General features: G+C 36.7%; 13 protein-coding genes and 1 pseudogene. 3 read left to right on the forward strand and 11 right to left on the reverse strand.

The genetic code is table 11. The features are described from left to right. Window positions 1-12: 12 nt before the first annotated feature. From N5O98_RS24330 to N5O98_RS24340, 3 genes are all read left to right on the forward strand, one after another. The gene (locus N5O98_RS24330; RefSeq protein ID WP_022199282.1) at window positions 13-2514 is read left to right on the forward strand and encodes an endonuclease MutS2; all 2502 of its coding nucleotides are present in this window, start codon (window positions 13-15) and stop codon (window positions 2512-2514) included. Between the two features lie 86 nt (window positions 2515-2600). Then, window positions 2601-3653 carry a magnesium/cobalt transporter CorA gene (corA, locus tag N5O98_RS24335; RefSeq protein ID WP_004302250.1) on the forward strand — a complete coding sequence of 351 codons (1053 nt, stop codon included), beginning with the start codon at window positions 2601-2603 and terminating at the stop codon, window positions 3651-3653. A 19-nt stretch (window positions 3654-3672) separates the two neighbouring features. Further along, window positions 3673-4881: an L-serine ammonia-lyase gene (locus N5O98_RS24340; RefSeq protein WP_022199283.1), complete on the forward strand. Its 1209-nt coding sequence runs from the start codon at window positions 3673-3675 to the stop codon at window positions 4879-4881. 64 nt (window positions 4882-4945) lie between these two features. Here the strand turns inward: N5O98_RS24340 and N5O98_RS24345 are convergent, their stop codons facing one another. The 11 genes and pseudogenes from N5O98_RS24345 to N5O98_RS24395 form a co-directional block, all read right to left on the reverse strand. Next, window positions 4946-5449, reverse strand: a complete 504-nt coding sequence (locus N5O98_RS24345; RefSeq protein WP_004305770.1) for a PepSY-like domain-containing protein — start codon at window positions 5447-5449, stop codon at window positions 4946-4948. Between the two features lie 41 nt (window positions 5450-5490). Then, a complete protein-coding gene (locus tag N5O98_RS24350; RefSeq protein ID WP_004305769.1) occupies window positions 5491-5937 on the reverse strand; it encodes a PepSY-like domain-containing protein in 447 nt (148 codons plus the stop codon). A 740-nt stretch (window positions 5938-6677) separates the two neighbouring features. After that, window positions 6678-7430: a glycosyltransferase family 2 protein gene (locus tag N5O98_RS24355; RefSeq protein ID WP_004305768.1), complete on the reverse strand. Its 753-nt coding sequence runs from the start codon at window positions 7428-7430 to the stop codon at window positions 6678-6680. Beyond that, on the reverse strand, window positions 7430-8503 hold the full coding sequence (locus N5O98_RS24360) for a glycosyltransferase family 4 protein (RefSeq protein WP_004305767.1): 1074 nt from the start codon (window positions 8501-8503) through the stop codon (window positions 7430-7432). The genes N5O98_RS24355 and N5O98_RS24360 overlap by 1 nt, the downstream gene beginning before the upstream one ends. Window positions 8504-8875: 372 nt before the next feature. Then, on the reverse strand, window positions 8876-9949 hold the full coding sequence (locus tag N5O98_RS24365) for a glycosyltransferase (protein ID WP_004305766.1): 1074 nt from the start codon (window positions 9947-9949) through the stop codon (window positions 8876-8878). Beyond that, window positions 9946-11175 carry a hypothetical protein gene (locus N5O98_RS24370; protein ID WP_022199284.1) on the reverse strand — a complete coding sequence of 410 codons (1230 nt, stop codon included), beginning with the start codon at window positions 11173-11175 and terminating at the stop codon, window positions 9946-9948. The genes N5O98_RS24365 and N5O98_RS24370 overlap by 4 nt, the downstream gene beginning before the upstream one ends. Before the next feature lie 13 nt (window positions 11176-11188). Then, on the reverse strand, window positions 11189-11944 hold the full coding sequence (locus N5O98_RS24375; protein ID WP_022199285.1) for a glycosyltransferase family 2 protein: 756 nt from the start codon (window positions 11942-11944) through the stop codon (window positions 11189-11191). 28 nt (window positions 11945-11972) lie between these two features. After that, a complete protein-coding gene (locus N5O98_RS24380; protein ID WP_022199286.1) occupies window positions 11973-13076 on the reverse strand; it encodes a glycosyltransferase family 4 protein in 1104 nt (367 codons plus the stop codon). Between the two features lie 175 nt (window positions 13077-13251). Continuing rightward, entirely contained in the window at window positions 13252-14283 is a 1032-nt protein-coding gene (locus N5O98_RS24385; RefSeq protein WP_004305762.1) for an NAD-dependent epimerase/dehydratase family protein, read from the reverse strand. Beyond that, on the reverse strand, window positions 14280-14792 hold the full coding sequence (locus tag N5O98_RS24390) for a hypothetical protein (RefSeq protein ID WP_269496109.1): 513 nt from the start codon (window positions 14790-14792) through the stop codon (window positions 14280-14282). The genes N5O98_RS24385 and N5O98_RS24390 overlap by 4 nt, the downstream gene beginning before the upstream one ends. Further along, window positions 14776-14886, reverse strand: a pseudogene (locus N5O98_RS24395) (IS30 family transposase); the annotation flags it as partial. The gene N5O98_RS24390 and the pseudogene N5O98_RS24395, both read right to left, overlap by 17 nt.

The following is a 14886-nucleotide window of genomic DNA, read 5'->3' on the forward strand; positions in this document are numbered from 1 at the left end:
AAGAACAGAAATATGATATACCCTCAAAACTTTGAGCAAAAGATAGGATTCGACCAGATAAGACAGTTACTAAAAGATAAGTGCCTCAGTACTTTAGGTGAAGAAAGAGTTACAGACATGAACTTTTCCGAGCAACATGAAGAGGTTGAGGAGAAATTAAACCAAGTAACAGAGTTTGTCCGCATCATCCAGGAAGAGGACGGATTTCCCGATCAATTTTTCTTTGATGTCCGTCCTTCGCTAAAACGTGTGCGAATAGAAGGAATGTATTTGGACGAACAAGAATTATTTGACCTACGCCGTTCATTAGAAACCATCCGTGACATTGTACGCTTTCTGCATCGGAATGAAGATGAAGAAGGAAACAATACCCCCTACCCCAGCCTGCAACGACTGGCAGGAGATATTGCCGTGTTCCCGCAACTGATAGGGAAAATAGACGGCATTCTTAACAAATATGGAAAAATCAAGGATAATGCCTCTACCGAATTAGCCCGCATACGTCGCGAACTTGCCAGTACGATGGGAAATATTTCCCGTTCATTAAACAGCATCCTGCGTAGTGCGCAGTCCGAAGGATACGTGGACAAAGATGTAGCTCCCACCATGCGTGACGGACGTCTGGTGATTCCAGTTGCCCCCGGACTCAAGCGAAAAATCAAAGGTATCGTACACGATGAATCCGCCAGTGGAAAAACTGTGTTTATAGAACCGGCGGAAGTGGTAGAAGCCAACAACCGCATCCGTGAACTCGAAGGTGATGAACGACGTGAGATCATTCGTATCCTTACCGAGTTCTCGAATATCCTTCGTCCATCTATTCCGGAAATTCTTCAATCATACGAATTTCTGGCAGAGATAGATTTTATCCGTGCGAAAAGTTACTTCGCCATACAGACCAATAGTCTGAAACCCGCCGTAGAGAATGAGCAACTACTGGATTGGACAATGGCAGTGCATCCTTTATTACAACTTTCATTAGCCAAACATGGAAAGAAAGTTGTACCACTGGATATAGAGCTCGATCAAAAACAACGTATCCTTATTATATCCGGACCGAATGCCGGAGGTAAGTCCGTCTGTTTGAAAACAGTCGGTTTGCTGCAATATATGCTGCAATGCGGCATGCTGATTCCCTTGCACGAACGTAGTCATGCCGGTATATTCAGTAGCATCTTTATCGATATTGGTGATGAGCAATCTATTGAAGATGATTTGAGTACCTACTCTTCTCACTTGACCAATATGAAAATCATGATGAAGAGCTGTAACGAACGGAGCCTCATCCTGATTGACGAGTTCGGTGGAGGTACGGAGCCGCAAATCGGAGGTGCTATTGCCGAAGCTGTACTGAAACGTTTCAACCAGAAAGGAACATTCGGAGTCATCACTACCCACTACCAGAATCTGAAACATTTTGCCGAAGATCATGAAGGAGTAGTGAACGGAGCCATGCTTTACGACCGTCATCTCATGCAAGCACTTTTCCAATTACAAATCGGTAATCCGGGAAGTTCGTTCGCCGTAGAAATTGCACGAAAAATCGGACTACCGGAAGATGTCATCGCAGATGCTTCGGAAATCGTAGGAAGCGAATACATCAATGCAGACAAATACCTTCAGGACATTGTACGCGACAAGCGTTACTGGGAAGGAAAACGTCAAACTATCCGTCAACGGGAAAAGCACATGGAAGAAACCATTACCCGTTACCAGACAGAGATAGAAGAATTGCAAAAATCCCGGAAAGAGATTATCCGGCAAGCAAAAGAAGAAGCGGAACGCATGCTTCAGGAATCCAATGCCCGCATTGAAAATACGATTCGTACAATAAAGGAAGCGCAAGCTGAAAAGGAAAAGACGCGCCAGGCACGTCAGGAACTGACAGACTTCCGTACTTCTCTGGATGCATTGGCATCTAAAGAGCATGAAGAGAAGATTGCAAAAAAAATGGAGAAACTAAAGGAAAAGCAAGAACGGAAGAAAAACAAGAAGAGTGAACCGAAAGCTGCAGTCTCTTCTCCATCAAGTGCCCCTAAAATAGTGCCGATTGCAATAGGAGAAAATGTAAAAATCAAAGGACAGACAAGCGTCGGCCAAGTGATGGAAATCAGTGGTAAAAATGCGACTGTTGCTTTTGGAAGCATAAAAACGACCGTAAAAATAGACCGTCTGGAACGTGCCAATCATACGCCCAAGACGGAAGGGATTGCAAAAAGCACTTTTGTCAGCAGCCAGACACACGATCAGATGTATGAAAAGAAGCTTAGCTTCAAACAGGACATTGATGTACGCGGAATGCGTGGGGATGAAGCCTTACAGGCAGTCACCTATTTTATTGATGACGCCATATTAGTCGGCATGGATCGTGTACGTATCCTTCACGGCACAGGAACGGGAATACTTCGTACACTTATCCGCCAATATCTGGCCACCGTACCGGGAGTCAGTCACTATTCCGACGAACATGTACAGTTTGGCGGTGCCGGAATCACAGTAGTCGATTTTGACTAACACGTAAACAAAACGTTCAAAGAACTTGTTCTCATTTAGAAAACCACTACCTTTGTTACAGTGGTTTTCTAAAACGAGAATAAAGCATGAAAAATAATCTGTTAAGCGAAAAGCTTATTTATACAGGAGAAAGTCTTACTCCTACCCATTTACATCTTTGTACTTACAATGCTACCGAGATGCAGGAAAGTTCTAGTGATACTTTTCAAGCCATCAAAGGTACGCTGAACAACGATCAAATCAACTGGCTACAGATACACGGAATGAAAAACACAGAAACTATCCGGGAAATTTGCAGTCATTTCGAAATAGACTTCCTTGTCTTACAAGATATATTGAATGCGGATCATCCGACCAAGATAGAAGAACATGATAAATACATTGTCCTGATCTTAAAGATATTCTATCCGAACGAACATAAAGAAGAAAATGAACTGGATGAACTGCTCCAACAGCAAGTCTGCCTTATCATAGGAAATAATTATGTACTGACTTTCCTCGAAAAAGAAACTGATTTCTTTGATGATGTCAGTTCTGCCTTGCGTAATGATGTTCTGAAGATACGCAGCCGTCAAACAGATTATCTACTTAGCGTACTGCTCAACAGCGTGATGGGAAACTACATTTCAACCATCTCTTCCATCGATGACGCACTCGAAGATTTGGAAGAAGAATTGCTAACCATCACCAGCGGAGACGACATCGGTATCCAGATTCAGGCATTACGACGCCAATATATGCTAATGAAAAAAGCAATCCTCCCCTTAAAAGAACAATATATAAAGCTATTGCGAGCAGAAAATCTGCTCATCCATAAAGTGAACCGCGCCTTTTTCAATGATGTAAACGACCACTTGCAATTTGTATTACAAACCATCGAAATCTGCCGGGAAACCCTTTCTTCATTAGTCGATCTATACATCTCCAACAATGACTTACGAATGAACGACATCATGAAGAGATTAACCATCGTATCCACCATCTTTATCCCTTTGACATTTCTGGTCGGAGTATGGGGAATGAATTACAAATGGATGCCGGAACTGGAATGGCAGTACGGGTATTTATTTGCCTGGATTATAATGGCAATTATCGGTATTATTGTATATTTGTACTTCAGAAAAAAGAAATGGTATTAACAAAAACACATCATCAGTCATGAAATCGATTAAAGAGCTATACAGGATAGGTACAGGACCTTCCAGTAGCCACACTATGGGACCGCGCAAAGCTGCCGAAATGTTTCTGGAACGTCATCCGGATGCTGCATCTTTTAAAGTAACCCTTTACGGCAGTTTAGCTGCTACAGGCAAAGGACACATGACGGATGTAGCCATTATAGATACCTTGCAACCCACCGCCCCGGTAGAAATTGTATGGCAACCCAAAGTCTTTCTACCGTTCCATCCCAACGGAATGACATTTGCAGCTCTGGACAGTAATGATAAAGTGCAGGAAAACTGGACTGTTTATAGTATCGGAGGCGGTACACTAGCAGAAAACAATGATAATCCAACCATTGAAAGCCCTGATGTATACGGTATGGAAAACATGACCGAAATACTCCAATGGTGTGAAGATACCGGAAAAAGTTATTGGGAATACGTAAAGGAATGTGAGGAAGAAGATATATGGGACTATCTGGCTGAAGTATGGGCCACCATGAAAGATGCCATTCACCGTGGACTGGAAGCGGAAGGCGTACTGCCCGGTCCACTAAATCTTAGACGAAAAGCCTCCACCTATTATATACGTGCCACCGGATATAAACAATCCCTCCAATCCAGAGGACTCGTCTTCTCTTATGCTTTGGCGGTAAGTGAAGAAAATGCTTCCGGTGGAAAAATAGTAACCGCACCTACCTGTGGTTCCTGCGGAGTTATGCCTGCCGTGCTTTATCATCTTCAAAAAAGCCGTGACTTTAGTGATATGCGCATTTTACGTGCGTTAGCCACTGCCGGTTTGTTTGGTAACATAGTCAAATTCAACGCATCCATTTCCGGAGCAGAAGTAGGTTGTCAGGGAGAAGTCGGTGTTGCCTGCGCAATGGCTTCGGCTGCCGCCAATCAATTGTTCGGAGGCAGTCCTGCACAAATTGAGTATGCAGCAGAAATGGGTTTGGAACACCATCTGGGAATGACTTGCGACCCGGTATGCGGATTGGTACAAATTCCCTGCATCGAACGAAATGCATACGCCGCTGCACGTGCGCTGGATGCTAATCTTTATTCAGCTTTCACCGATGGTATGCACCGTGTCTCTTTCGACAAAGTAGTACAAGTAATGAAACAAACCGGACACGACCTTCCATCACTTTACAAAGAAACAAGTGAAGGAGGATTAGCCAAGGATTATAAACAAATGTAATTATAAAAAACAACGGGCTATTCCTTTTATAGAAATAGCCCATTTTGATTTTTATGATTAAAAACTATTCAGTCGGCGGCCAATTTGTATCGTCTCCATTGCTAATATCTTTTTCATGTAGCAATCCGCCTTCCTGTAAGAAATAAAGCGCATAGCGTTGGCTACCTTGCTTCACCTGAATCACAGATTCCATCGGATTTTGTGGGAAAGTCAACACATACACATCCGTCACTACCCATGCATTATACTTGGAATCCATGAAAGCCGTATAAACAGCCGGTACCAGCTGGTCTATGCTATTCAGTTCATTTTCTGTCATCACCCAATTGGCATTGGTATCAAACCAAACCTCCAGTTCGTCATTACTTACCCAACAGTCAGCTACATAATAGGCACCTTTCATCTCCCATTCTACATTCTGGGCAGCCGGATATACCTGCTTTAAAGCTTCTGTAATATTACTGGGCGGAACAAAAGTATCATCATCATCGTCATTATCACATGCGCCAAACGAAAGAGCAGTCATCATCAATACCACTGCCCAAGCGCTAAACTTAAATCTCCACATAGCTATCTTCTTGTTTAGGTCTATTTATCACAAATCTTTAGTTAATCATCAGCCTTGATAAACTTTCCCTTCTTATCAAATTTGAAAGAAAGTCCGGTAGACAATTCTATTTCATATCCTTTGCGATCACGTTCGACTTTGGTCACTCCTTCGTTCACAAAATTATGAGACTTCAAATAATTGACAGCAAATCCCGGAATAATACTAACAGGAACAACCTGTCCTTTCTTTGCACTTACCTCTTCCCAGTTGCCCTTACTGTCAAAATCAATTTCCGTACCATCCATCAATACCACTTCATACTTGGTAGACTCCATCATATCTTTATCAATCTTGATATGAGCAATCTGTGGTTTTGCAAAATTACCATTAATAAAATTACGTGCCGGAAGCGGTAACTGATTCATGTCTTTGGTAATTACATCTTTTGCAAATGAAAACTGTACGGCTACAATAGCCAACACAAGTAAAGATAGAATTTTCTTCATAATCGTTATTCTTTTAGCGTTAATACTATACTTTCGTTTCATACAGCAAATAACGATACAGATTCTGGAAAGATTTAGAAATCATGCGAGTTTGCTCTTTTTTTGTATTCTTTAACCATCTAAAAAAATAATATACCAACGATCCTCACAGACAGTTGGTATATTTCACATATAGATACATATCAGTTTTTAAACCAATATGAGGGCTAAGTTAGAAATATACCGCTGTACGATTTCTAACCTGCAAAATGCAGGGATTTCATGAGTTTATCATGAATCTAGGGACCTACATATTCTTTTATAATTATAGTTTGTGATTCATTTTAAATATCAACGATCTTCACAGACAGTTGATATAGTGGGAAATTCACATCGGCTTTAACCTCCGATGTCAGGGTGTAGATCAGAAATGTACCGTCATACGATTTCCAATCCACAATGTAGGAGAATCATGCCTTTACAGCATGAAGCTAGGGACCTACATTTTTTTCATCTCACAGACGAAACACTCACGTGTTTATTACATCTCAACATTTTATTTTATACCACTTTTATTTTCAAGTGAATAAATACGATTCCAGCCATGAGCAAAAACCGTAAAGACCTAATCGTTCCTAATAATAATTCATCGTTTGTCATATAATTATAATATTTAAGTGGAGGTTCTTAAGTTCAAAAAGAAGTTCACAGGCATGAGTTAAAGCTAAGGGAGACAAAGAAGCTATCAAGTACTTATCTATTTACTGGAAATATTGTTTAATTTTAGGAAATAAGCGAAATAAAGGATATAAGCAACTTACCCTTATTCTGTTTTTTCTAAAAGCTTCTACACACTCAATATTACCTTTTATTATATTAGAAAGACTCTTACTAGTAGTACCCCCCAATCTCATTCTTACTAATGCTTCAGGTAGATAATACAATTTTATATGCTCTTTCTCAATCAAACGAAGCATCAATTCAAAATCGGCAGCAAACTTAAAACCTAAATCAAACAATCCACTTTTTTCATATACCACTTTCTTGACATAAAAAGTAGGATGAGCAGGATGCCATCCTTTAGCAAAAGGACGTTGTTTACCCGATTTCCAGTATCGAACGATTTTAGATGTATCACTTTGAGCAACATAATATAAATCCGCATAAACAGCATCAACAGAGCTATTAGCTTCAAAACACCTTACAATTTTTTCTATAGCAGTCGTCTCTGCTATTAAATCATCAGAATTGATTATTCCAATAATTTCTCCTGTAGCCATTCTAAAACCTTTATTCATAGCATCATAAAGTCCGGTGTCTTTTTCACTAACCCATCTAATACGCCCTTCAAACTGTGGTTCATATTCTTTTATGATCTCTATTGTATTATCTTCCGAGAGTCCATCTATTATGATATACTCAATATCTTGATAGGTTTGTGCTAACACAGAAACTATTGTATCACGAAGAGTCCTGCTACTGTTGTAGGTAACAGTTATAAGAGAAATTTTCATTATAATTTAGATCTAAAAGCCTCCTGATAAATATCATATATTTGTTTATTGTTTTTCTCCCATGTAAAACGTTGAGCATTTTGTAATCCACGTTTTACTATTTCCTCTCTAACACTTTTATCTAACAATAGTGATATTTTCTCATTGATATCATTGACAGACAAATTATCTATTAAAAGAGAAGAATCTCCTATAATTTCAGGAATAGAAGAATTATTATATGCTATTACTGGACAACCTGCTTTTTGTGCTTCAACAACAGGAATACCGAACCCCTCATATGCAGAAGGATATAATAAACAAAAAGCATTATTATATAATATATTTAGTTGTATATTGGAAATATTTCCAACATATTTATACCTGCTCCCTAATTTCTCTTCCAAGTAAAATCTTTCTTTACCTGTTAATAGACCACCAACAATAACTAAATTTAAAGATGTTTCAAAAATTGCATCTACTACTAATTGAAAGTTCTTATACCCTGCGCGCCCTCCTACAAACAAAACATAAGTATCAGTCAGGAAAGGCAAATTTGAAGTTCGCTTATTTTCATCATGTATAACAAAATAATCATCAGAGACTCCATTATATACAACTTTAATTTTATCACAATTTATTTCCGGTAGAAATTTTAGTAAATCAGCTTTTGTATTATTAGAAATACATATAATATAATCAGAACGACGAATCGCTCTATACTTTTGCCAACAATGAACCATTCTTTTCAATCCATGAGAGAAATATTCATATGTAAAATCATGGACAGTTGTAATATTAATAGCATATTTTGAGGATGAAGTTCTATAATAAGATGAATGAAAAATAAATTGTTCTTTTAGAGGGATTCTTGGATTTATATAGCGTTTCAAACGAAAAAAAAATGCTTTTCTTAAAATTTCATTAATATTCTCACCGCAAAATCGTATTGATACATTAGAGTTAGTATAATTAATAAGATAAATATTCAATTTAGGAATTACACATAGCCTCGTTAAAAATTCTTTCCAAACGACAGTAATCCCTCCTGATTTTTGGAGACTAAATATTATATTATCTAAGACTATATTCATTGTATATTATTTAATCGTTAGTTAGCGTCCAATTTTGATGTATCCCCTATTTGAAACTTGCCAAACGGCAGGTTTTCTATAAAGATTGTCGAAATGGACTAATTTTTTAATGTTTATTAATTGTTTATTTCTAGCATCATCGCCAGCAGATTCTCATAATCCCGTCGACCGAGTACGATTTCTCTAAAGAAGTCTCTGAAAAAACATGATACAGATTTCCCCTGCATACGACAGGTGGAGATTACGGGGAGCTATTTTGTGACGCGTATCTCGATGCCATTTCTGAAAAAATTATAAGGTATGCCATTACGGAAGCAGAATTTTTCAACCGTTTCACCGGAAAGAACCGTTTCTATTTTATAACGGACGAAGTTATAATAATGAGATATACTCATTTATTATGAAATTCGCATCAAAATAGTTAGCTCGCATTTGCAGCAATTCCGGATTCTTAGGATGATTTATAGCATACAGCATTATATCACTCAATACTCCTTCGTCCTGAAAAGAAGAAACCATATATATACTATCTGTATTGCCATTAATTTCATTAACTCCAGCTGTTTGTGTTGAGACAACAGTTACATTTAAAAACATTGCTTCTACTACGATATTACCAAAAGATTCAGACAGAGAAGGCAATACTAACAAAGATGCTTTTTTTATATAAGGGTATGGATTTATCATACTTCCTGTAAAAAGGACATTTTCAGATAATCCTTTTCGCTTAACTTCATGCTTCAAATTGTCACTATCTTCTCCATCTCCAATTATTAATAATTTGTATGTCGTGTTCTGTTCACGAAATAATGCATAGGCACGTATCAGCAGTAACACATTCTTCACATGGCTCAACCTTCCCACATATACAATATACTTATCAAAAGTCTCATCCATATCAATATTGTCACAAGCCATTTTACTAATCAATGAGAAGTCTATCGGATTGTATATTCTTATTATCTTTTCAGCAGGTACTCCCAATTGTTTCAACATATTTTTAATGCCGTCTGAAACAGCTACCACGACATCAGCCTTATGATATAACAGCTTTACTAAAAAAGGGAAAATCCTGCCATGTATTCCTAACCGTTTAGTTTCTATATTAAAATAGCAATGTTGAGTGATAATCAGTTTAACTTTCTTACGAGAAAATATATTTGCTATGATAGATATAAAGTTTGGAAAATCAGGTCCACTTATCAAGCAATCCACTTCATATTCCTGCAAAATTCGTTTTAGGAAAAACAAAGAAGAACGAATTCTTCTATTCCCTAAATCCACGACTTCGACATTTGCATACAACAGTTTCCTGAGTACACCTCTGTCTTTTGCTATGACAACAATCTCATATTGCAAACTTTTCAATCGATTTGCAAGCACAATCATCACTTTCTCAACTCCTCCTACTTCAAAGCTGGGAAAGAACAAAGCTATTTTTTTCATAGATTAATTTCTATAGAAAATTTATCCTGATTCGAGTTTCTTTTCGGAAAAGCTGTAATACAAACAAATGACAGAAATACGAATAATAACGAGCTGGTATAACTATCTACTCTTACACATAGTATTAGGAAGATACACGAACTACTGATATTTATTGGATTCTTACAATTTTTCAACTTCAATATGAAAATAAAAAATAGAAAGAGACCTACGAAACTATATTCCGAAAGAATCTTTACATACATCACACCTCCACCATCCTTATTCAATTCTAATGAATCTTTCGTAATCAGAAAATAGTGATGGATATAAGTATCATAGTTCTGTCCCGTTGTAAAAAAACCGGTACCAAACGGATTGTCTATCGCTGCATCTTTAGCTATTAACACATTAGATATTAGTGCAAAAGCTGATAGATTGTCTGCTGATTGTAATTGTTCAGAAGCGACAAATAGAGATCTAAATTTATTTGAAACATTATTTTCGCTAGTCAGTAGTACTATCATAGCAAGACAAATTACCACAACATAAGATAAATTATTCAATGAAATTCGCTTAAAAATGAAATAGCAAAATGCAAGTAATATAAATAAGAATATTGTAAAAGTAAAGGTCAAGAAAGCACCAATCAGTATAAGAGTGTATATCTTCTTCCCAGGCACATAATTAGTTTTATCAAAAAAATCGGACATCTTTAAATATATAGCAGGAAATAACAAGAACGAAATCTGAGCAGGTTCCATGGTTAAGGATGGACAACGTAAAAAAGGTCCTGAAGTATCAAGATTTATATCAGAAACACCTATCAATCCACTCATATCATAAAGCAAAGGTATATTTAATAAATAGCCAAATTCCTGTATAACAGAAACAACAGAGAAAACTATACATATCTTTAAATATACCTTTATAAATGACCTCCAATTTCCTTCGTAAGATTTCGCAAAAAAATAGCTTCCTAATATACAAACCAAAAATCTTATAAAAGTAGTTAGAGTGACAGAAGTTATACGGGCAGAATTTAACAAACTTACAGCTATAACATATAGTATCAATATAAGTATCCGCTTATTAACACATAACTTGTACTTCCAACTCCCCAATATCACTAGCAATAACTGACTCACCGTACATAATGAAACGGGCAGATAATTCATTGGCATTGAATATGAGAAAATACTTATAAAACCAACAATATGAATTAAATTCAATAATGATGTTTTCATCTTATAACTGCTACTATTTATATAAGCAGTGTTTCAAACAAACCAAATAATAAACAAAACAATTTAGGAAGAAAGCTATATGAACTTTACACTTATTCCTATAATATCTCAAACCTATAGTCTTCACTTCCTCATAAGTCATTATTCTTTGTCTATTACTTATCCCGGTAATGCGCATATTGGCGATTATCCGATTTATATACATAAATTTAATAGAATTCAAATAGCATCTAAGTAGAAAATCATAGTCCCCTGCTATCTTATATGCGGTATCAAATACTCCTACTTTTCTATAAACAGCCAAAGGCACAAAGACCGTAGGATGAAATACACATGATCCCTTATAGAAGTCACTCAAATTCAAGTTAGGACTGTCTACACGAGTTTCTTGCTTACCTAAGCAATATCGAATGTCACCATGATAAAGATATAAATCACCTTTTTTCAAGTATAAATCCGCCACAGTTGCAAAAGCATCCATTTCATACCAATCATCACTATTTATTATCCCCACTATTTTACCAGTCGCATGCCTTATTCCCTTATTCATTGCGTCATAAATTCCATTATCTCGTTCACTTACCCAATAAGAGATTTTATCTTCATATTTTTTTATAATGTCAACTGTACCATCTGTACTTCCTCCATCAATAATAATGTATTCTATAGCAGAATATTTTTGATTTATTACCGACAAGATAGTCTGTTCTATGGTAGCAATAGCATTATAAGACACTGTTACTACAGATATTAAAGGAAATTCTTTCATACATATAAATCAATCCGTTTCTCAATAGTCACTCTAATACCATTGAATCAAGCATTTTTTGGCAAACCACTTCCCAAGTAAATGTTTTCATCACAAATTGCTGGCCTTCTTCTCCCATTCGCTTCAAACGTTCTTTATCACTTAAAGCCTCTATTATCACATCAGCCACCGATTGGGGTGTAGCTTCCGAAGCCATAAAGCCATACTTCCCATATCCGGAAAATTCGGGTGCAGAGAATTTATTCAGACCAACAATGGGAGCCTTATTAGCCAATGCCTCCACATAAGTTGTACCATTGGGTTCTGCTAATGCCGGCATTGTATACAAGGTACATCTCTTAAAGAGCTCTACTGTAGTTTCTCTCGATTTATTATGATAGTAAGTCACCCCCTCTTGAGAACGCACCTCATCTGTCCCAACTATCGCCAACTTCGCATTAGACACTTTTTCTTTGACTATATCAAAAGCATCAATAAGTAATAACAAGCCCTTATAATACTCGGTTCCTTTACGAAGAACAATCAGTAATAGATTATCATCATAATTTTTCTCTCCATAATAAGGTTCCAGATTTACACCGCAATTCACCGTGGTTATTTTCTCTGCAGGTATCTTATAACTATCTATCAAATATTGCCTCGTCCAATCGTTCAAAGAGAAAACTTCACTCATATGAGCATAAGACATTCTATCTCTCTTTTCATATTTAGGCAATGATAATTTAATGAAAAATCTTTTTATTCGATTATATCTACCAGCTTCTACAACAGGTCTTTTTACAGCATCAACATACAAATAATATTTCTTTCTCTCATCACAACTATCATCTAAACAGTGGCTGGAAATAAAAAGTACATTTTTAACATTGATTTCATTCAGCTTTATTTGTAGTCTCTTAGCAATTGAGTGATAAAACAGTGGTGATCTATCCAGATCTGCAATAATACCAAATTTATTTAAACATCTTACAATTTTCTTTTCAAGGGGGGAAATTAATTCATTCTCATTTATACAATTGACACGAACTCCTTTTTTTATCAATTCACGATAGATATTATATGGTGTACCACTCCATGTATGTGGATTTTTCACATCACCCATAACCACCAAAGTTATTTCAACTTCTTTCATAAACTTATATTTTTTCTATAAACATCAAGTAAGCACCCATTTTCGGCTATCATGCCCCTAAAGGTATCACAAGCACACATCGAGTCATTTCCTTGAGCAAACTATAATTTATTTTGTAATATTCACAGGTAAAAGTGGTACACAGAGGCTAAAGTAAAAGATTAAGAAAATCAAATCAAGAGCCATACAATGAGTGCTTACCTGCCAACAATTGTACCTCATAGTTAATAACATTTTTCAACCCCTCTTCTATACCAATTCTAGGAGTCCAACCATATTTTTCTTTTGCCAATGAATTATCGCAAAGAGAGTATTTATTCACCTCGTGGTTTAGAATTTCATCTCTGATCGGATATGCTCCACTATACAGTTGAGGATATTTGACCCAATAATGAGAGGTATCGGCATATTCTGCATTTATTGTCTTACCCATTATCTTCCGAACAATATCGTACATTTCATTTACTGAGTAATTCGTATTGGATGACACATTTACACAATCAAATCCCTCATTACACTGTACCTTAATTGCTAAGTCTATCAAGTCATCTACATAAATGTAATCCCTCCTCTGTTTTCCATCAGAATGAAAAACTGGTATTCTGTCAAAAAACAATTCCCTAATCATGTACCCCACAAATGGCGGTTGCTTTCTCAAGCAATCAATATGTGGTCCGTACACATTAGCAAAACGCAAACACGTAACATTCATGCCATAAGTATCACAAAAAGATTCGGCAAACCGTTCGGCACAATATTTTGTATTAGGATATATCAAGGTGGGATGCTTGAAGTTGTTTTCGAATGTGGGAAATTCGGTTTCATTCTCATACATAGCGTTTGTACTCGCCTGGATAACTTTTTTAACGCCATATTTTCGTGAACACTCAAGGATATTAACGAATCCGGTAACATTCACATCAATAGCCTCGCAAGGATTGGACTGGCAATCGGGCAATGGCGCAATTCCAGCAATATTATAAACATAATCAATAACGTTTTCGGAAAAGATTGCATCCATTCGTTCTCTATCTCTTATATCAACTTTCAATACCTTGTCAATGAGATTGCAATCATCAAAAATCAAATTATCATCCGAGCCGTAAGAGTAGTTATCTACCAACACGACATTAACACCGTCTTTCCAGAGACGATGTGTCAACTGAGAGCCAATAAATCCGGCTGCTCCTGTAATTAATACGTTCATAGTGAATTAATATAGTTTTTATATAGACCGTTATTGCCCCAATCATAGAAATCTGTGACCGGCAAAGGGCGAAAAGTCAACTTATCCAACAGCATGGCATAAATAATATGCGATATATATAATTTATCACCATATTGCGATAATAATTCAAAATAGCGACAAAAGTCTTCGGCATGTTCAAAGCACGAGGCACCTGCATTAAAATAATGACTCACTACCTTTTTCTCTATCACATTAGTAACATAAAACATGTCATCGACCGCAACAAAACTCTTGTTTTGAGGATTAACAAGGCTCATTTTCTCTAATGGAAATATAGCTACACCATTTGCAGGCTCAACATCACATGAGAAGTATCCATCCGCATCTTTTATAAAAATACTTCCAGATATACGCTCTATCCTAATTGTTTCAAATACCGTTTCTGCCTGACTTTGAGTAGCAGAAGGCAATATTACAACTTTGGCATTATTTATTTTTTGTCTGCTGAATTCAACTTGCAAATGCAACAGAATTCTGATTAATAATTTGTTTAAATTTTTCGTTTGGCGTGAGGTATCCAAGTCTTTTACGAGGTCGATTATTGAGTTTATTTTCAATCCA

The organism is Bacteroides sp. LFL-34 (assembly GCF_027257075.1).
GTDB lineage: Bacteria > Bacteroidota > Bacteroidia > Bacteroidales > Bacteroidaceae > Bacteroides > Bacteroides ovatus.

What these genes read in the sequence shown, in the direction of transcription:
- N5O98_RS24330 (WP_022199282.1), top strand. Translation starts at nt 13, where the DNA reads ATGATATACCCTCAAAACTTTGAGCAAAAGATAGGATTCGACCAGATA.
- corA (WP_004302250.1), top strand. Translation starts at nt 2,601, where the DNA reads ATGAAAAATAATCTGTTAAGCGAAAAGCTTATTTATACAGGAGAAAGT.
- N5O98_RS24340 (WP_022199283.1), top strand. Translation starts at nt 3,673, where the DNA reads ATGAAATCGATTAAAGAGCTATACAGGATAGGTACAGGACCTTCCAGT.
- N5O98_RS24345 (WP_004305770.1), bottom strand. Translation starts at nt 5,449, where the DNA reads ATGTGGAGATTTAAGTTTAGCGCTTGGGCAGTGGTATTGATGATGACT.
- N5O98_RS24350 (WP_004305769.1), bottom strand. Translation starts at nt 5,937, where the DNA reads ATGAAGAAAATTCTATCTTTACTTGTGTTGGCTATTGTAGCCGTACAG.
- N5O98_RS24355 (WP_004305768.1), bottom strand. Translation starts at nt 7,430, where the DNA reads ATGAAAATTTCTCTTATAACTGTTACCTACAACAGTAGCAGGACTCTT.
- N5O98_RS24360 (WP_004305767.1), bottom strand. Translation starts at nt 8,503, where the DNA reads ATGAATATAGTCTTAGATAATATAATATTTAGTCTCCAAAAATCAGGA.
- N5O98_RS24365 (WP_004305766.1), bottom strand. Translation starts at nt 9,949, where the DNA reads ATGAAAAAAATAGCTTTGTTCTTTCCCAGCTTTGAAGTAGGAGGAGTT.
- N5O98_RS24370 (WP_022199284.1), bottom strand. Translation starts at nt 11,175, where the DNA reads ATGAAAACATCATTATTGAATTTAATTCATATTGTTGGTTTTATAAGT.
- N5O98_RS24375 (WP_022199285.1), bottom strand. Translation starts at nt 11,944, where the DNA reads ATGAAAGAATTTCCTTTAATATCTGTAGTAACAGTGTCTTATAATGCT.
- N5O98_RS24380 (WP_022199286.1), bottom strand. Translation starts at nt 13,076, where the DNA reads ATGAAAGAAGTTGAAATAACTTTGGTGGTTATGGGTGATGTGAAAAAT.
- N5O98_RS24385 (WP_004305762.1), bottom strand. Translation starts at nt 14,283, where the DNA reads ATGAACGTATTAATTACAGGAGCAGCCGGATTTATTGGCTCTCAGTTG.